This window comes from Bacillus altitudinis, assembly GCF_001191605.1.
GTDB lineage: Bacteria > Bacillota > Bacilli > Bacillales > Bacillaceae > Bacillus > Bacillus altitudinis.
In genome coordinates, this window is record NZ_CP009108.1 from 269,452 (window position 1) to 295,028 (window position 25,577).

At 40.4% G+C, this 25,577-nt stretch carries 31 protein-coding genes and 1 other RNA gene; 8 read left to right on the forward strand and 24 right to left on the reverse strand.

The genetic code is table 11. The features are described from left to right. Window positions 1-3 precede the first annotated feature (3 nt). From ID12_RS01390 to ID12_RS01415, 7 genes are all read right to left on the reverse strand, one after another. On the reverse strand, window positions 4-1,281 hold the full coding sequence (locus tag ID12_RS01390) for a cation:dicarboxylate symporter family transporter (RefSeq protein WP_007500222.1): 1,278 nt from the start codon (window positions 1,279-1,281) through the stop codon (window positions 4-6). A 328-nt stretch (window positions 1,282-1,609) separates the two neighbouring features. Then, entirely contained in the window at window positions 1,610-1,735 is a 126-nt protein-coding gene (locus tag ID12_RS19570; protein ID WP_265784893.1) for a hypothetical protein, read from the reverse strand. After that, window positions 1,732-4,167, reverse strand: a complete 2,436-nt coding sequence (locus tag ID12_RS01395; protein WP_050826613.1) for a heavy metal translocating P-type ATPase — start codon at window positions 4,165-4,167, stop codon at window positions 1,732-1,734. The genes ID12_RS19570 and ID12_RS01395 overlap by 4 nt, the downstream gene beginning before the upstream one ends. 84 nt (window positions 4,168-4,251) lie before the next feature. Further along, a complete protein-coding gene (gene copZ / locus ID12_RS01400) occupies window positions 4,252-4,458 on the reverse strand; it encodes a copper chaperone CopZ (protein ID WP_008347645.1) in 207 nt (68 codons plus the stop codon). 83 nt (window positions 4,459-4,541) lie between these two features. Next, window positions 4,542-4,847: a metal-sensing transcriptional repressor gene (locus ID12_RS01405; RefSeq protein ID WP_008347647.1), complete on the reverse strand. Its 306-nt coding sequence runs from the start codon at window positions 4,845-4,847 to the stop codon at window positions 4,542-4,544. A 97-nt stretch (window positions 4,848-4,944) separates the two neighbouring features. Further along, the gene (locus ID12_RS01410) at window positions 4,945-5,400 is read right to left on the reverse strand and encodes a DUF6376 family protein (protein ID WP_035389408.1); all 456 of its coding nucleotides are present in this window, start codon (window positions 5,398-5,400) and stop codon (window positions 4,945-4,947) included. A 255-nt stretch (window positions 5,401-5,655) separates the two neighbouring features. Next, window positions 5,656-7,254: a histidine kinase N-terminal 7TM domain-containing diguanylate cyclase gene (locus ID12_RS01415; protein WP_035389410.1), complete on the reverse strand. Its 1,599-nt coding sequence runs from the start codon at window positions 7,252-7,254 to the stop codon at window positions 5,656-5,658. Between the two features lie 239 nt (window positions 7,255-7,493). Here ID12_RS01415 and ID12_RS01420 point away from each other — a divergent pair, with 239 nt between their 5' ends. Then, entirely contained in the window at window positions 7,494-7,739 is a 246-nt protein-coding gene (locus ID12_RS01420; RefSeq protein ID WP_017359230.1) for a hypothetical protein, read from the forward strand. Between the two features lie 102 nt (window positions 7,740-7,841). On the opposite strand, the gene ID12_RS01425 is transcribed toward ID12_RS01420, so the two are convergent. Then, window positions 7,842-8,408 (reverse strand): hypothetical protein, encoded by a 567-nt coding sequence (locus ID12_RS01425; RefSeq protein ID WP_017368064.1) that lies wholly within the window; start codon window positions 8,406-8,408, stop codon window positions 7,842-7,844. A 427-nt stretch (window positions 8,409-8,835) separates the two neighbouring features. On the opposite strand from ID12_RS01425, the gene ID12_RS01430 reads away from it, so the two are divergent. Next, window positions 8,836-9,672, forward strand: coding sequence for a hypothetical protein (locus ID12_RS01430; protein WP_048002942.1), 837 nt, complete (start codon window positions 8,836-8,838; stop codon window positions 9,670-9,672). A gap of 110 nt (window positions 9,673-9,782) precedes the next feature. On the opposite strand, the gene ssrA is transcribed toward ID12_RS01430, so the two are convergent. The 7 genes from ssrA to ID12_RS01460 all read right to left on the reverse strand — a co-directional run bounded on the left by ssrA (window position 9,783) and on the right by ID12_RS01460 (window position 15,148). Beyond that, window positions 9,783-10,146: a transfer-messenger RNA gene (gene ssrA, locus ID12_RS18715) on the reverse strand. Between the two features lie 180 nt (window positions 10,147-10,326). Further along, window positions 10,327-10,797: an SsrA-binding protein SmpB gene (gene smpB, locus ID12_RS01435; protein WP_008347658.1), complete on the reverse strand. Its 471-nt coding sequence runs from the start codon at window positions 10,795-10,797 to the stop codon at window positions 10,327-10,329. A gap of 139 nt (window positions 10,798-10,936) precedes the next feature. Then, entirely contained in the window at window positions 10,937-13,276 is a 2,340-nt protein-coding gene (gene rnr, locus ID12_RS01440; RefSeq protein WP_008347660.1) for a ribonuclease R, read from the reverse strand. Between the two features lie 19 nt (window positions 13,277-13,295). After that, window positions 13,296-14,042, reverse strand: coding sequence for an alpha/beta hydrolase (locus ID12_RS01445; RefSeq protein WP_008347663.1), 747 nt, complete (start codon window positions 14,040-14,042; stop codon window positions 13,296-13,298). Window positions 14,043-14,165: 123 nt separating this feature from the next. Further along, window positions 14,166-14,399 carry a preprotein translocase subunit SecG gene (secG, locus tag ID12_RS01450; RefSeq protein WP_003212746.1) on the reverse strand — a complete coding sequence of 78 codons (234 nt, stop codon included), beginning with the start codon at window positions 14,397-14,399 and terminating at the stop codon, window positions 14,166-14,168. A 187-nt stretch (window positions 14,400-14,586) separates the two neighbouring features. Further along, complete coding sequence (locus ID12_RS01455) at window positions 14,587-14,877, reverse strand: AbrB/MazE/SpoVT family DNA-binding domain-containing protein (RefSeq protein ID WP_008347666.1); 291 nt, start codon at window positions 14,875-14,877, stop codon at window positions 14,587-14,589. Between the two features lie 37 nt (window positions 14,878-14,914). Further along, window positions 14,915-15,148: a helix-turn-helix domain-containing protein gene (locus ID12_RS01460; RefSeq protein WP_008347669.1), complete on the reverse strand. Its 234-nt coding sequence runs from the start codon at window positions 15,146-15,148 to the stop codon at window positions 14,915-14,917. A 155-nt stretch (window positions 15,149-15,303) separates the two neighbouring features. Between ID12_RS01460 and ID12_RS01465 the strand changes: the two genes are divergently transcribed. The 3 genes from ID12_RS01465 to ID12_RS01475 all read left to right on the forward strand — a co-directional run bounded on the left by ID12_RS01465 (window position 15,304) and on the right by ID12_RS01475 (window position 16,643). Continuing rightward, window positions 15,304-15,708 (forward strand): helix-turn-helix domain-containing protein, encoded by a 405-nt coding sequence (locus ID12_RS01465; protein ID WP_007500204.1) that lies wholly within the window; start codon window positions 15,304-15,306, stop codon window positions 15,706-15,708. Window positions 15,709-15,838: 130 nt separating this feature from the next. After that, window positions 15,839-16,240, forward strand: coding sequence for a helix-turn-helix domain-containing protein (locus ID12_RS01470; protein WP_008347673.1), 402 nt, complete (start codon window positions 15,839-15,841; stop codon window positions 16,238-16,240). Window positions 16,241-16,322: 82 nt separating this feature from the next. Beyond that, window positions 16,323-16,643 carry a catDE operon transcriptional regulator CatR gene (locus ID12_RS01475; RefSeq protein ID WP_007500199.1) on the forward strand — a complete coding sequence of 107 codons (321 nt, stop codon included), beginning with the start codon at window positions 16,323-16,325 and terminating at the stop codon, window positions 16,641-16,643. Window positions 16,644-16,724: 81 nt separating this feature from the next. On the opposite strand, the gene ID12_RS01480 is transcribed toward ID12_RS01475, so the two are convergent. The 4 genes from ID12_RS01480 to ID12_RS01495 are packed head-to-tail and all read right to left on the reverse strand — an operon-like array spanning window position 16,725 to window position 20,182. Next, complete coding sequence (locus ID12_RS01480; protein ID WP_008347676.1) at window positions 16,725-17,414, reverse strand: ABC transporter permease; 690 nt, start codon at window positions 17,412-17,414, stop codon at window positions 16,725-16,727. A 21-nt stretch (window positions 17,415-17,435) separates the two neighbouring features. After that, window positions 17,436-18,353 (reverse strand): osmoprotectant ABC transporter substrate-binding protein, encoded by a 918-nt coding sequence (locus tag ID12_RS01485; RefSeq protein ID WP_008347678.1) that lies wholly within the window; start codon window positions 18,351-18,353, stop codon window positions 17,436-17,438. A 13-nt stretch (window positions 18,354-18,366) separates the two neighbouring features. Further along, the gene (locus ID12_RS01490; protein ID WP_007500193.1) at window positions 18,367-19,020 is read right to left on the reverse strand and encodes an ABC transporter permease; all 654 of its coding nucleotides are present in this window, start codon (window positions 19,018-19,020) and stop codon (window positions 18,367-18,369) included. A 13-nt stretch (window positions 19,021-19,033) separates the two neighbouring features. After that, window positions 19,034-20,182, reverse strand: a complete 1,149-nt coding sequence (locus ID12_RS01495; protein WP_017359222.1) for a betaine/proline/choline family ABC transporter ATP-binding protein — start codon at window positions 20,180-20,182, stop codon at window positions 19,034-19,036. 269 nt (window positions 20,183-20,451) lie between these two features. On the opposite strand from ID12_RS01495, the gene ID12_RS01500 reads away from it, so the two are divergent. After that, the gene (locus tag ID12_RS01500; RefSeq protein ID WP_017359221.1) at window positions 20,452-20,988 is read left to right on the forward strand and encodes a GbsR/MarR family transcriptional regulator; all 537 of its coding nucleotides are present in this window, start codon (window positions 20,452-20,454) and stop codon (window positions 20,986-20,988) included. Window positions 20,989-21,042: 54 nt separating this feature from the next. Here the strand turns inward: ID12_RS01500 and ID12_RS01505 are convergent, their stop codons facing one another. Further along, entirely contained in the window at window positions 21,043-21,678 is a 636-nt protein-coding gene (locus ID12_RS01505) for a MarC family protein (RefSeq protein WP_050826614.1), read from the reverse strand. 118 nt (window positions 21,679-21,796) lie between these two features. Here ID12_RS01505 and ID12_RS01510 point away from each other — a divergent pair, with 118 nt between their 5' ends. Then, on the forward strand, window positions 21,797-22,261 hold the full coding sequence (locus ID12_RS01510; protein ID WP_035389416.1) for a hypothetical protein: 465 nt from the start codon (window positions 21,797-21,799) through the stop codon (window positions 22,259-22,261). 15 nt (window positions 22,262-22,276) lie between these two features. Continuing rightward, entirely contained in the window at window positions 22,277-22,741 is a 465-nt protein-coding gene (locus ID12_RS01515) for a GNAT family N-acetyltransferase (RefSeq protein WP_035389418.1), read from the forward strand. Window positions 22,742-22,761: 20 nt separating this feature from the next. Here ID12_RS01515 and ID12_RS01520 read toward each other — a convergent pair whose 3' ends face one another. Genes ID12_RS01520 through ID12_RS01535 form a run of 4 tightly spaced genes read right to left on the reverse strand, consistent with a single transcriptional unit; the run spans window position 22,762 to window position 25,542 of the window. Further along, window positions 22,762-23,043: a hypothetical protein gene (locus ID12_RS01520; protein ID WP_008347692.1), complete on the reverse strand. Its 282-nt coding sequence runs from the start codon at window positions 23,041-23,043 to the stop codon at window positions 22,762-22,764. Next, on the reverse strand, window positions 23,044-23,409 hold the full coding sequence (locus ID12_RS01525; protein ID WP_035389420.1) for a hypothetical protein: 366 nt from the start codon (window positions 23,407-23,409) through the stop codon (window positions 23,044-23,046). After that, window positions 23,406-24,803 carry a hypothetical protein gene (locus tag ID12_RS01530; protein ID WP_035389422.1) on the reverse strand — a complete coding sequence of 466 codons (1,398 nt, stop codon included), beginning with the start codon at window positions 24,801-24,803 and terminating at the stop codon, window positions 23,406-23,408. The genes ID12_RS01525 and ID12_RS01530 overlap by 4 nt, the downstream gene beginning before the upstream one ends. Then, window positions 24,775-25,542 (reverse strand): ATP-binding cassette domain-containing protein, encoded by a 768-nt coding sequence (locus ID12_RS01535; RefSeq protein ID WP_008347699.1) that lies wholly within the window; start codon window positions 25,540-25,542, stop codon window positions 24,775-24,777. The genes ID12_RS01530 and ID12_RS01535 overlap by 29 nt, the downstream gene beginning before the upstream one ends. Between the last annotated feature and the right edge of the window lie 35 nt (window positions 25,543-25,577).

The window sequence follows — 25,577 nt, forward strand, 5'->3', positions numbered from 1 at the left end:
CTTTTACGCTGCTTTTGTTTGTTGTTTTAATTCCTCAATATACTTCTTCGATTTCTCTTGATCAAACACTTTTTCCCACTTAGACATGACAATGGCTGCAAGTGAGTTACCAAATACGTTAACAGTTGTACGAACCATGTCAAGGATACGGTCGATCCCAACGATGAAGGCAAGTCCTTCAAGTGGAAGTCCCATTGCTCCAAGTGTTGTGATGACAACAACGATCGATGCACCTGGTACACCAGCCATTCCTTTTGATGTGAGCATTAAGATTAATAGTAACGTAATTTGCTCATAGATGGAAAGAGGCATGCCGTACATTTGTGCAACAAATATGGCGGCAATGGATTGATAGATGGCACTTCCATCTAAGTTAAAGGTATAGCCTGTTGGGATAACGAACGACGTGATCGCTTTCGGGCAGCCGAACTTCTCCATTTTATCCATTAGTCTAGGCAGTACAGCTTCTGAACTTGCTGTTGAGAATGCAAGAATGATTTCTTCTTTTAACACTCTAAATAGTGTAAAGACGCTTGTTCCAGCTAATTTTGCGATAATGCCAAGTACGACAATCACGAAGAATGCCATTGTGCCGTAAACGACAAGTACCAGTTTACCTAGCGGGAGAAGCGCTCCGACCCCGAATTTGATCACCGTCACACTGATGAGCGCGAATACACCAAATGGTGCAAACTTCATCACTTTATTGGTCACCCAGAACATTGCTTCGAGTATCCCCTCAAAGAATCCTAACACTGGTTTTCCTTTGTCTCCAACTGCTGCAATTCCTAATCCGAATAACACTGTAAAGAAGATTGTTGGTAATAGATCACCTTCTGCAATGGATTGGAACACGTTTGTTGGCACAAGATGCACAATCGTTTCAGAGAAACTAGCTTTTTCGGCAGAAGACTTAGATGTCTCTTCATATTTAGAGATATCGCCTTTCTCCATGTTACTCATATCAATTCCTGTACCAGGATGGAAAACGTTTGCTGCAAGCAGTCCAACTGCTAATGCAATCGTTGTCACAATTTCGAAGTAAAGAATCGTTTTCCCACCGAGTCTTCCGATGGTTTTCATATCGCCTACACCTGCAACGGCTACAATCAATGCAGCAATAACAATTGGAAGAACGATCATTTTAATTAAGTGGATGAATATATCGCCAATCGGCGTTAACACATTAATAACGGTTTCATTTTGATAAAATAGTGCTCCTACGACAACACCCAAAACAAGTGCGATGAGTATTTGAGAAGCTAACCCTAACTTTTTCATACGTGGACCCCCTTTTTTTGATAACGCTTTCTTTGTTGCTTAATCGCATCTTAACGATGAACCTACAAAAAACGACAAAAAGGAACAAAAAGAAGTGAATTTTTTATGAAAAATCTTTTAAAAGGTGGGTTTTTCCACAAAATTGTTAAAAAAATACTTCGCTTATGGCGAAGTCTCAGATTATTGACAAAGGGCTAAAATGAACTTTATTTTAGCCCTTTGTCTTCTTTTCAGTGTGATAGAAAACCTTTGAAGTCTAGAAAGGACGAGCACCGAAGTGCAGGACTGACACCGAATGCGAGGACTTCGCTTCTGATGAAGTCTCATGTTACATATGATCAGCTGGCGGCTCTTGAAGAGGAGAAAGTTCGACATAAACCGCATAGCCTATCAGTACAATGGCTACATAAATCACAGCACTCAACGTCCACACCCATTTGACATTCAGCTTCATTTTGCCACACCCTCTCTGACAGGTTTCAATCGCTGTAATCTTAGTGCGTTCAGCACAACCGATACAGAACTAGAGGCCATTGCCGCTCCTGCAAGCCATGGTGCCAGGAACCCAAATGCGGCGACTGGTATACCAATACAATTGTAAGCAAGTGCCCAAAATAGATTCTGTTTAATGTTTCTCATCGTTTTTCTGCTAAATTCAAGTGCATCTGCAATGGCATGGAGATCTCCTGTCATGAGCGTAATATCTGCCGCTTCCATGGCAACATCTGTACCTGTTCCGACAGCCATCCCGATATTTGCTGTTGCAAGGGCAGGGGCATCATTAATGCCGTCTCCAACCATCGCCACTTTTTTTCCTTGTTTCTGAAGCGCTACAATATGAGCCGCTTTTTCCTCTGGAAGAACTTCAGCGATGACATGATCTATGCCTGCCTCACTCGCAATCGCTTCTGCTGTGCGCTTGTTATCTCCTGTCATCATCACGACGTGAATCCCTTGCTCTTTGAGACGAGCGACCGCTTGAGAAGAAGACGATTTGATTGTATCAGCAACGGCGACAATACCTGCTGGCTCGCCGTCAATGGCAATGAGCATCGCCGTTTTCCCTTGTTCTTCAAGCTCAGTCACAACTGTTTCTAGTGCTTCGCAGCTGATATGATGTTTCTTTAGGAGTTTCCGTGTGCCAATCAAAAGCTCATGTCCGGCAGCTCTTGCTTCAATTCCATGACCAGGATCTGCTTGAAAAGCTTCTACCTCGACCGCTTGGAGACCCCGAGTCTTCATGCCATCTGTAATCGCTCTGGCAAGTGGATGCTCTGACTGCTGTTCTGCCGATCCTGCTAACTGAAGCAGCTTATCTTCTGTCCAATTGGCAGACGCAATCACATCTGTAAGACTCGGCTCCCCTTTTGTCACAGTCCCTGTTTTATCTAGCACTACTGTATCTAGTGATTGGGTTACCTCTAAGTGTTCTCCGCCTTTAAACAAAATCCCTGATTCAGCTGCCCGGCCGCTGCCTGCCATAATAGAGGTCGGTGTAGCAAGACCAAGCGCACAAGGACATGCGATGACGATGACCGCTATAAAGGTTTCAAGTGCAGATGTCACATTCCCTGGGTCAACAAAGAAAAACCAAATCAGAAAAGTGAGTACAGCCAATCCTACAACAATGGGGACAAATATCCCTGAAATTTGATCTGCCATTCTTTGAATTGGTGCTTTTGAGCCTTGCGCTTGTTCGACGACTCGAATGATTTGTGAAAGAGCCGTTTCTTTTCCTACTTTTGTTGCTTTCACTTTCACAAATCCATTTTTATTGATGGTTGCCCCGATGACTGTATCTCCTGTGGTTTTATCAACTGGCAGACTTTCTCCTGTAATCATCGATTCGTCGATCGCTGTTGTTCCTTCGATGATTTCTCCGTCTACCGGGACTTTTTCACCCGGCTTGACGAACACAAAATCATTCACTTTCACTTCAGAAATAGGAACGGTCATTTCTTTCCCATCTCGCTCTATCACAGCTTCTTTCGCTTGTAAGCCCATCAGTTTTTGAATCGCTTCTGATGATCTCCCTTTCGCTCTTGCTTCCATTAACTTTCCGAGCACAATCAACGTAATCAGCACAGCACTCGTTTCATAATAGAGGCCCGCCTCATGTGTACCTTGAACCGCTGACTGAATACTTTCATATAAACTATAGAAAAAAGCAGCTGATGTCCCTAATGCCACAAGGACATCCATATTGGCACTTTTATTTTTCAACGCTTTATAAGCACCTACATAAAAAGGCCAGCCGACAATGAACTGGACGGGCGCTGCTAATGCGAGCTGAACCCATGGATTCATAAACGCTTCTGGCAACCAAATAAACGATGTGAAAGAAAAATGACTGACCATTGCCCAAAGAAGAGGCAATGACAAAATCATCGAGAACAAAAAGCGTGCCGTTTGTTTCTCAATCGCTACTTGGCGATGGTCTTTTTTCCCTTCCTCTGCATGCTCTTCGGCTGGTTCGATTAATGAATACCCAATGGATTTCACAGCCTCTTTTATGTCACTTGGAGATATTTGCCCTGGATGATACGTCACCTGAAGTGTCTCAAGCGCAAAGTTCACTGACCCTTGATCAATACCCTCCATCCGGTTGACTTTTTTCTCAATTCGGTTTGCACAAGCAGCACACGTCATTCCCTCTATATCAAATTCGGCTTGTTCCATCACCACATCATAGCCAAGAGATTGAATTTTTTGTTTTAGATCCTCTGCTGTGAGTTGTTCTGTTTCATACACAATGTGGGATGTTTCAAGCGCTAAGTTCACACTGGCGGCGTCCACACCTTCCAACCTGTTCAAGCCCTTTTCAATGCGGCCTGCACAGGCGGCGCAAGTCATTCCCGTAATTTGAAAATCAATTTCTTTTTTCATTTATCTCACCTCTCCACATACTCCATGGGGGTATTGTTATTTTTAAAAAAATACGTGCTGTCTTATGCAGCACGTATGCTCATTTTATACGACATCATATCCCTGTTCTTCAATGACATCAGAGATCTGGTGTAACGTGATTTGATCTGAGTGAAAGGAAACCTCCACCTGACCCTTATCTAAATGGACTTTCACAGATTCAACACCTGCTAATTCTCCTACATTTCCTTCGACTGCTTTCACACAATGTCCGCAAGACATGCCTTGCACTTGTAGTGTTGCTTGTTCCACTTCTCATCGCCTCCATCAATCATTTTCTATTTTTACTATACCCTAGTAGGGTATCATTGTAAACATAAATGATCCGCTGTTTGCTACGATTTTGTCAACTTCGTGAAGACATTCATCAACTCTTCAATGGCTTCATCCCCATTACCGCTCTTAATGGCATCTGCTACGCAATGATGTGTATGCTTTTCCATTAATTGAAGACTCACTTTTTTTAAAGCTGCATTGACAGCAGAAATTTGATTCACGACATCTATACAGTAACGATCGTTTTCAATCATTTGCTGAATCCCTCGCACTTGACCTTCCACTCGTTTTAAGCGGTTGATTAATTGCTCTTTTTCCTTCTCGGCTCTAGGCGAAGCGATATGTCTTTCTTCTTGTTCTGTCATCTGATCACCTTTTTTCTATCATACTTGTCTTACATTCCATTAAAGCATATCTTCACCTGAAAAGGCAAAGATATGCTGAGATCACCGTTTGTTTATTCTAGTTTGTCAACTGTTCAATATCTTGCAAAAGGTTGACGGATTGCTGAAGCTGCTTCATGAGGCCTTGCTGATCCTCTAAAATAGCTGCAGCATCGAAGTTGTCCATTTTCAATTGCTGTAAATAGGTTTGAATCTCCTCTGACAGTACTTTATTTTTCTCCATGATTTGTGCATGCAGGTCTTTTGCTATTGATCGGGCTGAGAGTTCATTAAATTCTTGAATGTCTGCTTTCAATGATTCAAGCTGCTGCGTCAAATCTGCTCTTTTGGCAGCATCTTGTACAGCTTCTTCCGCAAGCTGTGGAAAATCCTCTGTGAATTGCTGAATATCCATCACATACTCATTTGCTTCTGTGACATATGTCGTTGTATCGTTCACTTGGTCTAGCAGTCCAGAACATCCACTTAACAAAAACGTACCGGTAAATAGAAACGCCATCACATGTTGTTTCAAGATCCATCATCCTTTCATCTGCTATGTTGAAACCCCTCATTTGTCCAGCTCCCAACCACACAGATGCAAAAAGACCTTAAAAAAAGCCAGACCTTTGCCTCAAGTGTGATAGGCAAAGGTCTGGCTAACATGTTCATGCCGGAATGGCCGAGAAACAACGGATGTTTCTGTAATGACGACCAAACCGTAAAAGCTACTCCCCTTTAGGAAACCGTTCAAATGTTATGTTTATCATATCTAAATGAAGGACAACAGTCAATGAGAAGTAGGCGGAAGATCCTGCTTTTGGTACAGCATATAGTCCGAACCAGTTGATGCATAAATCCGATTACGTCCTTGGCGTTTTGACATATACAAGGCTTGATCTGCCTCAAATAGAAGCGTTTCTAATATAGAGGGATCATTCGCTGTATGGGCGACGCCAAAGCTTGCTGTCACTCTTACTTTTTTCTCATCTGTCTGAAAGAAACTCACTTCAAATGAATGTCTCATTTGTTCCGCAATACGACATGCCTCTTCAAATGAATGATGCGGCAGACAAATGGCGAACTCTTCTCCACCATATCGCCCAAATAAATCATCCATCTTCAAATGCTGCTGACAAATGGACACAACATGACGCAACGCCTCGTCTCCAATGTGATGGCCGTGCGTATCATTGATTTGTTTAAAGAAATCAATATCAAATAGCAGTATTGCGGTATCCTGCGCATCCTCTTCCAATAACATCTGCGTTCGTTCAATAAAGGAAGACCGATTGAAGATATTCGTCAAACCATCAATATATGCTCGGCGCTCCAGCTCTTCCTGCAATAGTCGCTGCTCAGTAACATCACTGATCACAATTTGCCTGCCTTCGACTTCGCCTCTTCTATTAAAAAGAGAAGAAGCAGTGAGATGATAATAGAAGGGCTGCTCTTTTTCCCACATTAAATCATACTGTGAATGATCCTGCGGAGAACGCAGCCACTGTATAAACGCCGGCTCTTTGATGATCCCTGAGAATATATCATCGATTTTATAGCCGATTCCCTTTTTAGCGAGCACAGGAATGATCAATGCAGCCGCAGGGTTATAATCAATCAGTGTTCGGTATCGATCCAATAGAAGAACACCTTCTGACATATGTTCAAACACACGCTCCATCGCAATGGGAGAGAGCTTAAAGAGATGAAAAGACATAATCGCCCATAAGTAGAGTGCGTTGGTTAAAAACATCACCACTGGTACTGGGTCAATGTGAAAGGGCGTGACACCTAATAAATAGATAAAAGAGGTGGTGATCGGTAATAATATCCCAACGAGCAAGATCAGAACCTGTTTCAAATAATCTTTCTTTACACGTAAAAACCAAAGCAGCATAAAAATAGCGAGCATGGAACAACCAAATGTATAGACCCCATGAATGATATACCAATAGCCAATGGTAAAATCAGCCAATAAAAACCCGTCTACTGTATTCATCGTGATGCTTCGGTAAAAGAGTGAATGAAAAGAGTTGGTGAACACCAAAATGGTGGTTAAAATTGGAATCAGCAAGAAGAGAAGCACGCGGCGCTTTGTTACATATTGATGGAAACCAGTAAACTGCAGCACAATCATCAGGCTGAACGGTGCAATGAACGGAAGACCTATGTATTGAAAACTAACCCAGAATGTAATTTCTTGAGGGGTGCGCGCCAATAATTCAAATGTATGTCCAAAAATATAAATCGCAGTTGCTCCAGACATATACATAAACAATTGACAGCCAATATACCGATGGCGATTTGCATGAGCAATGATTGATAATATTACGGACAGAATGCCAGAAACACTCATGATCACAATAAAATGTAAAACAATCGAATCCATGTAAACGCCCCAATTTCAGTTATTTAGAACTAGTCTAATCTTACTATATATGAGGACGTCTCAAATGGGAAGATGTGATTTTGATTTGGTTGGCGGTTTTTTGGAAAGCGTTCGTCATTTTACTAGTCGTGGCGCCTTATCTGTTCATTACTTTTTACTTATTTTATGGATAAAGCATATTGTAGCAAGTGAAATATCTGTACAATGTGGAGATGAATGAAAAGGAGGCTTGATAGGAGATGACTTTTTTGATCATCATGGCAGGTTTGTTCATGCTGATTCTTTTAGAGAAGCCATTTCAGAAGAAACGATCTGAGCTGTTATTTTTGATGAGTTATTTGCTGCTGATTGCGGTTTATGTGATTCAGACAACATTTGTGGAGATTATGCCTGATGGGCTTTTGTTGATGATGGCGGTGATTGTGGTTTGTCCTTTGTTTATTCGGTTGGTTCGGTTTTCTTCAAGGAACTTACATGAAAAGTAAGAAGGATGACAGTATGTAGCATCCTTCTTACGTTGTGAACTAAACTCGTTATTCTTAAGACCCTCTGAGCTTTGTAAAGCAGACGTCTTTTTCTTTACTTAATTATGAATTTGATTTATCTTTTTGTTTTTCATTTGATTTATTGTCTTTCATTTTACTCATCTCTTTTTTAGCATTATCCACTTCTTCTAAAGCTTTTTTCATTCTAGAATTCATGAAACTTAAATCATCATCACTGACTTTATCTCGCTTGATTACTTTTAAGATATCTTTGAAAAGTGATTCAAATTTGTCATCCGCTTTCACCAAGTACTCGTTTACTTTTTTATACGTATCAGGAACTTTAACTTCTTTGTCTTTGGCTTCGCTGAGTAATTCTCTCATGCTATCAATCTTTGTCTCAACATCACTAGCCCATTCTTTATCGTAAACCTCGTCTAAAGGAACCAACGATAAAACAAAAGACATAATTCTTTCTTCAAACCGTTTTAGATATCCCTTATACCATGATGCATATTCGCTATCAGTCATTTTTTCTATTTTTTCTTGTTTTGCTGCTGCTTTGTTTGATGAACCGTTTGCTGATTCATTTTTACCGCATGCTGTACCCATCATCAATGTAAATACTAAAAGAAATACTGAAATGATTGTCTTTTTGTTTGTTTTCATTTTTATGAATTACTCCTTATCCTTTGAGACTTTTTCTAATTCGTCAACTACTTTAGCTGTTTAATCATATGCTTTGTAGGGTCTATTCGAACTTTTTTCTTTTAACTAAATTGTCCCCCTGTCATTATCTGGTGATATTTCCCTACAAATTATCATCGGTTAAAAAATAGGTATATTTAGGTATTCTCCCTAACTTTCTAATAAAAAATTCTATAAGAAACAACCTAAGCATCTATCTTCCAGACACTAGATACGACGGCTTCTGAAAGTTTAGAAACAAGCTACATTGCCGAATCGCTTCTTAATTTTTGAATTTTAAGTGTGAAATGAATTAGATGAAGTATATTAAAGTATAATAAAGAGGTTAAAAAATGAAGTTAGATAATCTTCTAATAAATAAAGAGTGGACATAAAGGAGAACTTACGAATGACTTTTGATGAATTAATGGAACTTTCAGAAGAAGAATTTATAAATTATGATTTCAAAAGAGAGGTTTTTGATTTAAGAAATTTAATATATGATGAAAAAAACCCTATTGCAAATATTATTCTATATAAAGGTAATATTTATGGTTCCCAATCTGATTGTGATAGATTACCTTTGACCCTCGAAATATACAAACGCTTATGGGGAAATCAATTTGAATTCTGGAATACTAAACAAACAGATTTTGTTGAGGCAAATGGAGAAACAATGAATTCATTTGTAACTCCTTACAAAGCCTTTTATAAGGAGACATATGATTTATCTAATCCTATATTTAAAGATTATGCAAAATTAACACACACAGTAGGTAATTTTATACCTGTATACGCCATCAAAAATAATAAAAATTGGTTTTCTCCTTTTAATAGCAAACGTTATAAATCTACCTATGATTATTGGGATCTAACTTTGAACCATATTAAAGTCATTTTAAATGATTTTATGAATAGTAATGATTCTATTGAGATTTTTTTAGAAAACACAATGAACAATAACACTTTTAAGTATAAAAAATATATTATTGAATCCGCTAAGTGGATTTTAAGTTTTAAAACTTGGCCTAATTTTGTGGAGAAGAATTTTTTGCAGAGCTTTTTAGAAAACCCAAAAGATTTAACCAGTGAACCAAAAGAATTTTGGCGCAATCACTTTAAAGAAACAGTTAGTACCAAAGATGAAAATAATCTGAGTGAATTTTTAACTTTTGTTAATCAAGCTATTCTTGAACGAAGTTCACTTATATATAAACAACTGAAACTAAATTATGAATTCCTATAATATTTGTAACAGCAACATATAGCAAAAGTTCATTGCAACTATAAAATTTCACGTATTTAAAAAGTGTCAAAACCCTTATCTAACATGGGTTTTGACACTTTTTTAAAATCATATGGAGACGGTGGGAGTCGAACCCACGTCCAGAGACATCGATTACTTAAGCGTCTACGAGCGTAGTCAACATATTTACGTGTTCACTCATCCTCATGCCTGCTGACGGGCGCTTGGAGAGCTAGTCTGATGGATCTCTTCTTACGTCCTCAGACGAAAACGTAAGCGTAGCCTACTTCATTGGGCTCCTCACAGACACATAGGCGATGTCAGGAAGAGCTCGCTGCGCTTATTAGGCAGCTAGTGCTAAGTTTTGGTTAAAACTTTTAGTTTTGCCAGTTACATTTAGGTGCGTGTTAACGAGATCGCCTCTCGGCTCGCAGCCTAAGCTCGAACCATCCCTGTCGAATCCGTAACGTCCCCTTGTAAAAGGGATATACGGGATGGAAACGTTCTTTAGCTTAACTGCTTCCGTATATGACTATTATAACAATCTCATCGCTCGAAACAACTGGTGGTTTCTGTAAAAAACGACGATGATTGTTTACTGCATAACATATTGTAGCATAATGCTTCCGCTCTCAGCAAGCCATCTGCATGCGTCTAGAATTGCTTTTGCCGGTCACGGAAAGCACGCTCGATTTCACGTTTCGCATCTTTTTTCTTCAGATCTTCACGTTTATCATATTTCTTCTTCCCTTTACCGACTCCAATTAGCACTTTGGCAAAGCCATTTTTCAAATAGAGTTTAATGGGAACAAGTGAGTAGCCCTCTTCCTTTGTCGCACCAATCAATTTGCTGATTTGCTTGCGATGAAGAAGCAGCTTTCTCGTTCTGAGCGGATCATGGTTATAACGGTTCCCCTGCTCGTATGGGCTCACGTGCATATTGTGAAGAAACACTTCTCCTCGTTCGATTTTGGCAAAGGAATCTTTTAAATTCACTTTTCCTGCTCGAATGGATTTGATTTCAGTTCCTTGTAATACAAGGCCGGCTTCGTATGTTTCTTCTATAAAATAATCATGATTGGCTTTTTTGTTTTGGGAAACAACCTTTCCCTCTCCCTTTGGCATTGGCGTACACCCTCCTTTTGACACAGACACGGTCCAAATCGTACGGATTATTTTATCAAACAATCCAGCTTTCGACAATGCTGCTGCCACGTGGTCAAAAAGCAAATAGAGCATGGTGCCCTATTTGCTTTTTGTCACGTTACTTTTTCTTTTTGCGCTTTTGTTTCGGTGCGTTATCAAAAACGCGTTTTTTCTTTTTCTTCTTTTTACGACCTGTAAACCAGTCGCCGCCTTTATCCTCTTTGCCTTTTTCCCCAGAGGCCTTTTGACCTCCGCGTCCTTTTTTGGCTGGTGGATCTGTCCGTTTTTTGAACTTGAAGTCTTTTGGTGATTTACGGCGAGTGCCTTTCATCCCGACGATTTCAAAATCAATGGAATGCTCATCTTTATTCACACTCACCACTTTGACAGTGATTTCGTCACCGATACGGTAGACATTCCCTGTACGTTCACCGATCATGGCAAAGTGCTGTTCATCAAAACGATAGTAATCGTCTGTCATGTAGCTCACATGGACAAGACCTTCTATCGTATTCGGCAGTTCAACGAATAGTCCGAAATTCGTAACGGAACTAATCATACCATCAAACTCTTCACCGATTTTATCAAGCATAAACTCTGCCTTTTTCAGGTCATCTGTTTCGCGCTCAGCATCAACAGAGCGGCGCTCCATTGTAGATGCATGATCTGCGATTTCTGGCAGCAGTTGGCCCCACTTTTCAAGGGTCGCTTCGTCTGTCTTTTTCTCTATTAAATAGGTTCTGATCAGCCTATGCACGATTAAATCCGGGTAACGGCGGATCGGCGATGTGAAGTGTGTATAGAATTCCGTTGATAATCCAAAATGGCCAATGCTTTCTGGATCATACTTCGCCTGTTTCATAGAGCGAAGCATCACAGTTTGAATGACGACTTCTTCTGGTTGATCTCTGACAGCATCGAGGACACTTTGAAGTGCGCGCGGGTGAATGTTCGTTGACGTCCCTTTCACAATGTAACCAAACGTCGTCACGAATTCTAAAAAGCGCTGAAGCTTCTCAGGATTTGGTTCTTCGTGAATTCGGTAAATGAACGGAACATTCATCCAGTGGAAATGCTCGGCAACTGTTTCGTTTGCCACCAGCATGAATTCTTCAATTAGTTTTTCGGCAACAGAACGTTCACGAATGACGACGTCTTTTGCTGCGCCTTCATCATCTACAAGCACTTTTGCTTCCTTGAAATCAAAGTCGACTGCTCCGCGCTCCATTCGCTTGTCACGCAGAATTTCTGCAAGCTTCTCCATCTCTTGGAACATTGGTACTAACGGCTCGTATTTGTCTAAAAGCTCTTCATCTTGGTCAACTAAAATCTTATTCACATCGGAATAGGTCATTCTTTCCGTCGTTTTGATCACACTTTGGAAAATTTCGTGTTTGACGACTTTCCCACTTCGATCAATGATCATTTCACAAGAGAGTGTGAGACGATCAACCTTCGGATTCAATGAGCAAATGCCATTTGACAGGCGATGAGGAATCATTGGAATGACGCGGTCAACAAGATACACACTCGTTCCGCGCTCATAGGCTTCCTGATCAATCGGCGAATTCTCTGTAACATAATGAGAAACGTCTGCAATGTGCACGCCGAGCTTATATTTGCCATCATCGAGCTTTTGCACGGTTACGGCATCATCTAAGTCCTTTGCATCTGCACCGTCAATCGTCACGATCGTTTCATTGCGCAGATCACGTCTACCTTCAAGATCCTTTTCATCGATCGTTTCAGGTGTGTCTGCTGCCTGCTGGAGCGCTTCTTCCGGAAACTCACCTGGTAGACCGTGTTTATGAATAATCGATAAAATATCGATGCCAGGGTCATTTTTGTGACCGAGAATTTCCGTCACTTCACCCTCTGCACTCATTCTTCCTTCTGGATAGCTTGTCAGCGTGACAACGACTTTATGACCTTCAACCGCTCCGTTTTTAGCGGATTTTGGAATGAAGATATCGTTTGTGATTTTTTTATCATCAGGAATGACAAAACCAAAACTTTTCGTTTCTGTATAGGTACCGACAACCGTCTGAGTATTACGCTCCAGAATACGGATGACCGTTCCTTCTTTTTTGGTGCCATTTGATTTGTGGCTGACACGAACCATGACGGTGTCGCCATTCATTGCTGTGCCTAGCTCATTTGGCGGAATGAAAATATCATCCTGCCCAAACTCTTCTGGTGTCACAAATGCAAATCCTTTTGCATGCGCAGACAGCTTCCCTTTGACCAAGTTCATTTTTTCCGGTACACCATAGCGGTCGCTGCGGGTACGGACGATAAGCCCCTGATCCTCTAATATCACAAGTGCTTTGACGAGCTCTTTATAATCATCTGGATTGGTAATTTCCATCATGACTTCTAATTCCTGTACCGTTAATGGTTTGTACGCCTCTTCTTGCATAAACGCAAGTAATTCATCCATAAATTCTTCTTTTTGCACACTCTAACCCCCTATATATTTAAATTGACCAATCGAGTGATTCTAAGAATGCATATACATCCTGATGAACCTTCTCTCGCTCTTTATCAAGCGTGATAACATGGCCCGATTCTTCATACCACTTTAAATGTTTTTCATCTGTCTCTACTTCGTTATAAATAATGTTTGCACTGTCTGTATTAATCATATGATCATGACGTGCCTGAACAACAAAAGTAGGTGAATAAATCATGTCAACATTGTTTCTGACATCTGCAATGAGTTCTTGAAGAGCCTTGAGTGTACCCATTGGTGTTTTCTTGAACTCTTCCATCTCTTGCTCAATTTGATCCTCTGACTTACCCTCGAATTTTTTATAGTTACGGGCATAATCTAGTACACCCTGGTACATGACTTCTTCACTTTTTATGTACATAGGTGCACACATAGGTACAATTCCCTTTACAGGTACAGTGTAACCTAATTTTAATGAAAAAACTCCTCCGAGGGATAGTCCGCAGACCGCAATTTCCTCATAACCTTCGTCTTTTAAAAATTGATAGCCTTCTTCTACATCTTTCCACCAATCTGTAGGACCTGTATGAACAAGCTCCTCTGGCGGTACACCGTGTCCTTTGTATTGAGGTGCATGGCATGTATAGCCTCTTTCATTCAAATAACGCCCAAGCATACGAACATCGGCTGTATTCCCAGTAAAACCGTGAAGAAGAAGCACCGCCTTTTCTCCACCTTTAAACGTAAATGGTTTTGGTGTAACAACTTTCATGATGTGACTTCCTTTCCTTCTGATATGGTTTATATTTTCCACTTGTATGTATGAAACAAACACAAAAGAGTGCTGATAATAAAAAAAGGTCTGAAAAAAGATCAGACCTTCTGTTACTCGCGCCTACACGCCTAAATATGCCAATGCAAGTGTTAAGATGAAGAAAAGCACTGACAAAATGACAGTTAATCGGTGAAGAATCAAGTCAAGACCTCTCGCTTTTTGCTTACCGAAAAGCTGCTCGGCTCCACCTGAAATAGCGCCTGACAGTCCTGCACTTTTACTTGATTGTAATAATACAACGATGATAAGTGCGATACTGACAATTACGAGTAATGTGATAACAAATGCGTGCATGAAAACACCTCCAGACAAACTGGTACACATAACTTTATTTTACATGAAAACAAGGTGCATGTCACGAAACATCAAAATAAAGATTTCCTATATATTGTCGACTTTATTTGTCATTTTGATTCAATTTCGCTCCAATGGATTGTATGCAGCATTTTTTATATGCAATTTTTGAGGTTAAAAAACGTTTTTAGCGAGTTGCTTCTTCTTTTAAGAGCTGTTTTAATTCTACTAACAACCGTTCAGCTCCTTCAGGACTCAGCACGACGTTACCGTTTCCATAGCTTTTGTTGTATTTCGTTATTTGGCCAGTTAATAAGCAGCTCTTATCTGCATCATATTTTTTCAGCATAATGGTTTGATCTTCGATGAAAATTTCTAACAGCTGCTCTTCTTTTATATTGAGTACCTTTCGCATTTCTGAAGGCAGAACAATTCTGCCAAGCGAATCAATGTGTCTTACCATTCCAGTTCTTTTCAATGAAGCCGCCTCCTTAATGATCATACGATGATTTCATTTATTGACTTTTGTCAACATCTTCATAGTAAAATAAATCTTCAAATTTTTTATCAAAGTAATGAATCATTTTGCCAATGACAAGCTGTCCTGGCTTCCGGTGACCATTCAATACCCTGCTGAGTGTGGCAGGAGAGATGCCAATTTCATCTGCGAGCTGATTTAAAGACATATCGTTTTCGATCATATACTGCATCACAAACGCCCGCCTGATCTGAATCTTTTCGACCATCATTACAACCTCCCTATAGGATCAATATGTACAACATGTAGGACTCTCATATCTCCCGGATCCATTAACTTATGTCAACACTTTTACGCCCTTTCTATTTCCTTTGGTCAATGATCATACTAAAATAAGTCATATACTGAAATGTGAGGTTCGATGACATGAATCACTTTGGTGAACAATTACGCATTTTAAGAGAGAATAGAAAGATGTCTGTCAATCAACTCGCCATGTATTCAGGCGTAAGCGCTGCCGGTATTTCTCGGATTGAGAATGGAAAGCGTGGTGTGCCAAAGCCTTTAACCATAAAAAAATTAGCACGCGCTTTGAAGGTGCCTTATGAGGATTTAATGCTGCTTGCCGGTTATATTGAACAGGAAAAAGTGCATGAAATGAAACCGAAATATGAATCCATATTAAAAATCTATCAAACGGCGCTTCAAAAGGATGTAGAACATCTCCCTATTTTCGATGGAGACCAATGGGAAACACTCACCGCACAAGACATCAGCCAGCTGAATCAATACTTTCTCACGCTCATTAACCAAAAAAAGGCGAACAAATAGCGGGGCATAAACATAAGATACATCCACCATTAACTAATGTCAATATTTTCATGGTACACTTATTGCCAATAGTCAACAAATCGAGTACACTAGAGATAACTAATCTTTAACCATGTGAGGTTTTGAGTTGATGAACTTCGGTGCATATTTAAGAGCATTACGTGAGAAAAGGAAACTATCGGTGAACCAATTAGCGATGTATTCAGAGGTCAGCGCTGCTGGTATTTCTCGGATTGAAAACGGGAAACGCGGCATTCCGAAACCTCCTACAATTAAAAAACTAGCAGGTGCATTAAAAGTACCTTATGAGGACATGATGCAGGCTGCAGGGTATATTGAAGAAGCATCTTCTGCCTATGTCATAAAGGAAGAAGAAACGGCTTTTACCCAAATAAAAGAAGCAGCAGAGCAATATGAACTTGATGATCTTGAAATATTTAATGGCGACATATGGTCCACCCTTTCTAAACATGAAATAGAGGATTTAAACCGCTATTTGTTATTTCTACTAAACAGCCGTTCGTCATCGTAAAATGTTTTGATCATTGACAAGCTTTTTGCGCCGATTTTTGACAGAATTACGGTATAATGGGTTCAGATTGGAGTGAAGAAAGATGAATCAATCTGATATGTGCCCACGGTTTGAAAAAGCAGTTGAGTTATTAAGTAAACGCTGGGTGGCACTGATTGTTTTTCAGCTTCTCTCAGGTTCACAGCGCTTTAGTGAAATCGAAGCAGCTCTGACCAACTTAAGCGGAAGGGTTTTATCTGAGAGATTAAAAGAGCTGGAAGCAGCAGGCATTGTAAAACGGGAGGTTTTTGCTGAAACACCCGTGCGTATTGAGTATTCATTAACTGATATGGGGCGCTCACTTGCACCCGTTTTTGAGGAAATTGCGAAATGGTCCTCTGAATGGATCACACTTGAATCATAAATGTCTCCTGATGTGAGCCGCCTAATCATGATAAAAAAACCTCCCCTACAGATGTAGAGGAGGTTTTGTCTTTTCAAGCATTTATGCGGATGTCATGTTTTTTTCAGCTAACGCCTTGCTTTCTTTTTTCTTGTTGGTTGGGCTTAAATAGCGTTCAAGCCAGCCCATGACAAGGTCGGCAATAATGGCCATGAGCGCAGTTGGAATAGCACCTGCTAAAATAATGGCTGTTCCGTTTGTCGCGTTTGATCCTCTGATGATGATATCACCAAGTCCTCCTGCACCAACAAATGTCCCAATCGCTGTAATACCGATTGCGATCACAAGTGCGGTTCTTAAACCAGCCATAATGACAGATAAAGCAAGCGGTAATTCAACCATTCTCAGCACTTGCCATTTCGTCATGCCCATCGCTTTCCCCGATTCTAAATAGGCATGCTCAATGCTGACAATACCTGTGTACGTGTTACGGATAATCGGCAGAAGCGAATACAAAAAGAGTGATAAGATGACTGTATTTGCGCCAAGTCCTAATACAAGCATCAACACAGAAAGCATCGCTAACGCTGGAATGGTTTGAATGACATTGGTTATTGCGAACACCCAATTGCTCAGTTTGCGATAATGCGCCACAAAGATGCCGACTGGTATTCCGACAATTGCCGCAAACAATACCCCATACGCTGACATGAGGAAATGCCGGTAAAATTCTTCTAACACATATGAACCGTTCTGTTGATAATACGCCCATAATTGCTGCAGTGTGTCCATCAGCTCTGACACCTCCCAATCTTACTCAAAGTAATTGTGTTTCTTTAGAAAATCTCTCGCAACAGTCGCTGGTTCTTTTAGTTCTCCATCGACTTGATAATTGAGCTCTTGCATTTGTTCGGTATCGATTTTTCCAATCAACCTGTTGATCACCTTGTCCAGTCCTGGATTTTCTTTTAATACCTTCTCAGGGACAACTGGTGATGCATCGTATGGTGGGAAGAATCGTTTATCATCTTTTAAGATTTTGAGATTATACGCTTTGATCCGGCCATCTGTTGAATAGGCAAGCACAATATCCATTTTTTCATTTTTCAATGCGTCATAGACTAGACCGATCTGCATCGGAAAAGTGCTTCCAAATTCAATTCCGTATGTTTTCACAAACCCTTCGTAACCGTCACCTTTCTTTTTCAGCCAAATATTATCCACACCGAAGCGATAATTTTTGGCATTCTTTTTTAAATCAGAGACTGTTTCTAGGTTGTTTTCCTTCGCCATCTTCTGCGTCACAGCAAAGGCATACGTATTATCAAACCCATAGGAATCAAACCATTTGTAATCATAGCGTTTTTTGAATTCTTTCTGGACGATTTCCATTGCACGCTTTGGATCTTTTTCTGCATCCATTCCTAGCGTACTTGTTAAATCCGTGCCTGTATATCGTGTTGCCGAAATGTCGACATCACCGTTTTCCATTGCTTTTTGCTGTACGGTATTTGAGCCTAAATTCTTCACAATGGTTGTCTTTTTATCTGTGTAATGCTCAATGATGTCTCCCACCATATAGGCCATAATTTCTGATTCTGTAAAGTTTTGTGCACCGATTCGCAGCGTGCTCCCTGAAGAGCCGGCTAGTCCAGGAAGTGAACAGCCACTTATGAATAGCAAGCATCCGGCAAGCAGTGCACTGATCCATTTTGTTTTTCGATTCTTCACATGAGCCAACTCCTTATGAAACTTCCTTCAATCCTTTTAAGCCTTCTGGTGTTACTTTTTTCTCAAGCTTCATCAATATAAGGTCAATGATGACCGCTAAAATAGTGACAGGGATTGCACCCGCAATAATGTATTCCGGCTGGTAAAGCTGAAGCCCAATTAAAATGTAGTCACCAAGACCGCCTCCACCGATAAAAGCAGCAAGTGTTGTCCACCCAATTAAATAAATCGTTGAGGTTCTGACCCCTGCCATAATGACCGGAACAGCAAGCGGCAGTTCCACAAGACGAATTTGTTCCCATGTCGTCATGCCAATCCCTTTACCAGATTCAAGCAAGTTTTTGTTCACACCTTGAACACCGGCATACGTATTTCTTAAAATAGGCAAAACGGAATAGAAAAATAGCGCAACGATCGCAGGTATTTTTCCAACTCCCAAAATAGGAATAAAAAATGCAAGAATCGCTAAACTAGGGAGTGTTTGAAAGATATTCACGACGCCGATGACAAAACCGGCGCCTCTTTTCATTCGTGTAAGAATGACGCCTAAAGGAACGGCCACGATAATACCTAACACAACGGCAATTAAAGAAATGTATAAATGCTCCCACATTTTTGTGAGGAGTTCCCCACCATTTTTCTCAAGAAAATCGATGATTTGATCCATGTGTACACCTCCCTTAGTTCATTTCAGTGACAGCCTCCGGGGTATCTTCTCCCCAAATAGAGTCATATACGACATCTACAAGACTTGCACGTGTGACGATGCCTTTTAAGTGCCCTTTTGCATCGACAACCGGTACATATTTAATGCCGCGTATTAAGATCTTTCGGACAGTATCTCTAAGAAGTGCACCTTCTTGTACTGTATAAAATTCTGTATTTAAAATATCGCCAACGAAGGCTGCTTTTCTACGGTTTGCATCGATGGTTTCAATGTCGATATAGCCTTTCAGCACATGATTTTCATCAACGACAAGCAGGGAATCAACCCGCTTTTCTCTCATAATAAAGATGGCATCTGTCAATGTTTTTTCGACGGTAATTGTGACTGGAGATGTGTTCATCATTTGTTCCACACGTTCCATATTCGGATTTGACTGAAGCAGACGTTCTTTCCCGATGAATTCTTCTACGAATTCGTTCACAGGGTTACGTAAAATATCATCTGGTGTGCCCACTTGGACAATCTCTCCATCTTTTAAAATGACAATGCGGTCTGCAAGTTTAATCGCTTCATCCATGTCATGTGTGACGAATACGATTGTTTTATTTAACGTTTTTTGCAGTTTCTTAAATTCTTCCTGCAATGAATCTCTTGTAATTGGGTCAAGTGCTCCAAATGGTTCATCCATCAGGATTAAAGGGGGTTCTGCTGCGAGTGCGCGAAGAACGCCGATACGCTGCTGCTGTCCTCCACTGAGTTCATGCGGGTAACGCTCTAAGTATTCCGGCCCCATGTCGACGAGTTTGAGCAATTCACGCGCTCGTTCTTTTCGTTTTTCTTCCGGCCACTTCAGCAGCTTCGGCACAAGGGAAATGTTTTGTGCGATGGTCATATGAGGGAAAAGTCCAATTTGCTGAATCACATAACCAATTTCTCTTCTTAATTGGACTGGATCTTTTTTCATAATGTTTTCTCCCTCGATCAATATGTTTCCTGAGGAAGGTTCAATCAGTCGGTTAATCATCTTCATGGTTGTCGTTTTTCCACAGCCACTCGGTCCAATAAAACAAATAAATTCTCCTTTTGCTATTTCTAAATCAATATTTTTGACAGCTTTTTTTCCGCCTTTATACGTCTTAGATACATTCTCTAGTTTCAGCAAATGAGACACCTCCAATTAGTCGGATATATATTTTCAGAAAATTTACACCTTATTTATTATAGTGCAAACTTTATAAAATAAAAAGTTTACAATGTGTTTGTATTGCATAAGATTTATTTAAAATTTTCAGTTAACGGCCTGATATGTAGCGATCCCTCCTTTTTCCTCCAACTTACGAGCAAATACTCAATATTTATTGTTTTCATCAACAAACAGGTATATGATATATTGTGTTACAAATTGTCAGTCGTGAAGGGATGAAGCGGGGAATGGACAAGCAAGCGTTAGGCGCCATTCAAAAAGCACAGGATCATTATATTGAAAAAGCTGCCGAGAACATGAATGCCTTTGGTCTTTCTGCCACAGTGGGTAGAGTGCTTGGTATCATTCATATGAACCGTAAACCAATGACGCTCGGTGAGCTCTCAGAGGCGACCGGCATGAGCAAAACAAGAATGAGTCAAGTCGTTCGAGAAATGCTTGATCTGAATATTGCTGAAAAGGTTTATGAAAAAGGAATACGCAAAGATTTATATGACGTTGAGCAAGATCAATATCAAACCTTTATTTCATTGTTTGCAGCCAATTGGTCACGTGTTGTCAGCAAAAATCGCAAGGCACATAAGAAGACATGCAAGGAATTGCTGGAGCTGCTTGAACAAGATGACCTGCCAGAAGAAACAGTAGATAAAATCAATCTTCTTCTTTCAGAAATCAAGGAAAGTCTCGATTATTATGACTGGATTAGCCGTTTAATTGAGTTCTTTGAAAGTGAAGAAGTATTTCAACATGTGCCAAAACCTTAAAAAAGCTGTTTTATTTTACAATTTTGTAGAAAAAAACAGCTTTTTTATATACACTTATGACATCAGCATTGGGAACATCCCTTTGATCCCTGCGCCAATCATCTCTACTGCCACAACAGCTAGAATCAATCCCATTAATCGTGTCACGACATTCATCTCTGTTTTCCCCATTTTTCGCATAATGAAACTTGAATAATGAAATGCATAATAGGTCATGGCAAGTACGACTACAATGCCAATAAGAATCGCAAGCAGATTAAGTGTTACTTGGTGGCTTCCTGGCGTTAAGCTCATGACGGTCGCAATTGTACCAGGTCCGGCAATGATCGGAATGGCGAGCGGGGTCACCGAAACATCGGCCTTCTCCTTGCTTTCTGCCTTTTCATCCGAATGAGGGTTTTGAACATGTGATTCTTTTGCATTCAGCAGATTGTAAGCGATACCAAAAATAAAAATACCTCCGGCGATACGGAGTGCATGGATATCAATGCCAAACAATTTGAAAATGAGCCTGCCTGCCAAAAGAAAGGCAATCAAAATCATAAAAGACACAACAATCGCTTTTTTGGCCGTCTGGGAACGTTCTTTCTCAGAATAGCCTTCTGTTAAAGTGATAAAAAGAGGCACGTTTCCAATGGGATTTGAGACAGCAAATAGTGACACAATGACATGAATCATAAAGGAAATCAACAGACACCCTCCTTTTTTCATAGTGTCTGCTAATCTGATGCGAATATTCCCTTGTTCTGTTAAAACCTGGTTTGTTTTAACCGATGATAATAGAGGTTTAACGAAAGGGGAATAGAACATGAAAAAAAACATCACGATCATTGTCTTGTCTGTGATCATCCTAGGTGCAACTGGCTGGATTGTGTGGCAGCAGCAGTCGCTCACCGCGGCAGAGAAAAAACACCAGCAAGAAATGAGAAAGAATGATGAGCAGCTGACACAATTAAAGTCAGAAGGAACGGATATGAAAGATGAAATGGATGGTCAAAAAAAGGAATTGTCCACCGTCACAAACAAGCTGAAGAAAGAAAAGAAGGCGCATCAAAAAGAAACCAAACAGCGTAAAGCGCTTGAGTTAAAAATAGATCAGCTTCAAAAAGAACTGGCATCAGCGAAAGCAACGGCTCAAGCGAATAAGCAGGCAGCACAAACGACTAGGAAAACAACTGTTAAGAAAGACCCAAATGTCACCCATCATCCTCCTTCTCAATGGGTGCAGGATCAATATGATTGGGGTGTTAAACAAGGGTATATCAAAGAATAGAGAGGATGAAATGATTTGATACAGATTCGGCCATTGTCTCATGATCAATCTGTTCCTATGGATCTTTTACTATTAGCTGACCCTTCAACTGAAAAAGTCATTGCCTATGTACAATCTGGTTCTTGTTATGTTGCTTTTCATAAACAGGACATGATTGGTGTGTATGTTCTGACGCCTCTGTCTCAGCAGACAGTGGAAATCATGAATGTCGCCGTGAAAGAGTCATGGCAAGGTAGAGGAATTGGGAAGCAGCTGATCCGCCATGCTATTTCAGAAGCCAAGGCAGCTGGCTTTCATACAATTGAAATTGGCACAGGCAACTCTAGTATTCAGCAGCTCGCCCTTTATCAAAAATGCGGTTTTCGCATGGCGTCTATCGATCACGATTTCTTTCTGAAGCACTATGATGAACCGATTTATGAGAACGGTATTCAGTGTATGGATATGGTGCGGTTGTCACTCGTTCTTCAAGCAGACTGACTTCATTCAGCCTGCTTTTTTTATGTTCTGCTCTTTTTCACTGCATGAATCACATATTGAATCAAGAAGTAGAGAGCGGCGCCCGCTAAAAAACAGACCACGCACCCAAAGAGCGTTGCCTCTGAGCTGAATTGATACTGTTCAATTTTCATGATATAAAATGGCATACCAAATAGAGTTGGACTTGATTCAACATGATGAACCTCTAGCAGCATTAAAAATACTGGCGTCATAAACACAGCAAACACATAAAGCATCGCAAGCGTTAAGCCGCTAGAAAACGAATGAAATACTTTAACCATTTAGTTCTCTCCTTTCATCTCTTTTAAACTGGCGATGATATTTTTCCCGTCTGGGCAAGCTGGATGCAGCATCACTGTATTTAATAAAGAAAAAAGCAGCAATGGATGCGTCACTGGATGCCTCCACATGAAGAAAAGCACACCCGAGCAGATCACTGGAAACACAGGACCTGCAAGTGCGACCATCATATTAAAACCCGGCCGTGAAAATTTCTCATGGACAATCGACACGTGCTTCCAATCGATCATCACCACATAATCAAAGATGGGTTTTTTTTCGATTTTGTTGCACACCATCACCATCAGGATATGTCCGAGTTCATGAATGAGCACAACGGCTATTAAGCAAAATAAAAGCGTCATCATCGCACAATCGGCCTCTTTAGCATGGCAGCATATATGAAGATGAAGAATGCGGCTGAACAAGCCATATAGGCAGTTGAGAGCAGCTGGATATTTGCTGAAAGCCACTGGACTAAAAGCATATCCAACATACTGAACACAGCAATCATCATCACGATCACAAACAGTTTATTAAAATCACTAATCTTCACGACAAACCCGACACATGCCGCCATGACAGTAATCAATAAAATGGACAAGCTTGCCAAACCGTGCCCTTCACTTTCAACCCCAATCATGAAATAAGCAAGCCCGATATAGACAAAATAAATCAATATATTCATTGTGTAATAAAATAAAATTCTTGATAATAAATAGGCACCCTTTGATGTATTTAACATAAAAATGGCTCGCTGATGGAGATGATATTCCCTGCCAATCATCAGAGGAAGCATAATAAGGATCTCCTTTAAGGCAAACTGCACAATAAAAGCAAACAGCCAGCCAATCTCTTCCGGAGTAAAGATGAATGGGAGACCTATCGTGAAACAGACAAGAAACAGGAACAAAATACCTTGTTCTTTAAACACAGCTGATCGGCTAAAATAAACAAGCTCCTGCCGCAGATGTGTGAAAAATGAAGAATCCGATCTGATTTTTTGGTAAGAAAACGACTTCACCTCTACCTTTAGCTGCAAAAACATCCGATTGACATAACAAGCCGCCAAGCCTTTCAGCCAAAACCACCCTGCACATAGAAAGATCATCAGAAATACAAGATAGATAGACGGCCATACGTGAATCATCTCAACCGCTTTTTGAAAAAGGAGAAACACGAAAGCACCGAGCGTCACAAATCCAATCGTTTGCAGCAGTAAATGCTCTTTTGTTTTTGATATAAAATGGCTCACACCAATGCGTATCAGCATCCAAGAAGCAAGCGTATACAGCGCCAATCCACAGCAAGTGATCCCTACCACAATGATCCAATACAAAGATAGTGTAACGCCGCTAATGATCAGTCCTAATAGGATGGGTAAAAAAAGCAGACCAAGCATGATGAAACAAAACAGCACTGGAAAGAAATACACACAAAGGACAAATGAGACACTTTGCATCGCACTATTCAAAAAGAAGAACTGATACTCTTGACGCTTCATTTTATGACGGGAAAAGACAATACCTGCTCCCAAAAGCAGCAGGGTCATTTTCACAAATTGAAGGTATAAAGCAACTGGTTCGCTCTCCCCTACTTGCATAAAAAAACGCAGGCTCATGACAACGTATATGGCGTAGATCAGCAATAAAAAAACGGCTGCGGCGAGAAGCTGCAAAGGATATTTTTTGCCGAGCTGCTTGATTTTCGTTGTGAGCATGCCCCATTCTATTTTATGAAGAACGTGTCGTGTCCAAGTCATTGAGCAACCTCTCCACCTGCATATAGTAATCTTGATTCACTTCTTTATAAATATCCTCAAGTGCTTGATGAGGGAATGTTTTGTTTGTTTCTTGACGTGACATATCCAGCTTGATATCACCGTTTCTTAAGATCATAAGGTGGTCATACAATGTCTCACCAAAGCCCAAATGATGGGTAGAAATGAGAATGCCTGCACCTTGATTTCTCAGCTTCATGAGCACCTTTTTTAAGATGATCATCATATCTGGATCAAGTCCATTTGTAGGCTCGTCGAATACATAATAATCACAAGACCTAAGGAGCTGTGAAATGATTTGGGTTTTCTTTTGATTGCCATGAGACAGCTGGGCAATTGGCTGATCCATATAAGGTCTCAGCTCAAACAGATCGACGAAGGCCTCTTCTCGAGGTCCATTTCGTTTGTCTGGAAGCTGGAGTAAATGAAAATATTCTCTCGGCGTTAAATAATCAAACAAAGCATGATCATCAGGAATATAGGAAACATGTTCTTTCAAAAAGGAGATATGTGCTGAGGATTGAAAATTCAGCTGTTTACCATCTAAAGAGACAACACCCGTAAATGGTGTCAGGCCAAACATAGACTGAATCATCGTGGTTTTTCCTGCCCCATTATGCCCCAAAAGCAGAAGCATACGTCCTTTCTCTACATTTAACTGAATATCGCGGAGAGAAAAGGTGCGGCTATACGTTTTTTCTGTTAAGTGTAATGTCAGCATCATGTCCCTCCATTTATTTCAGATAGAACAGATGA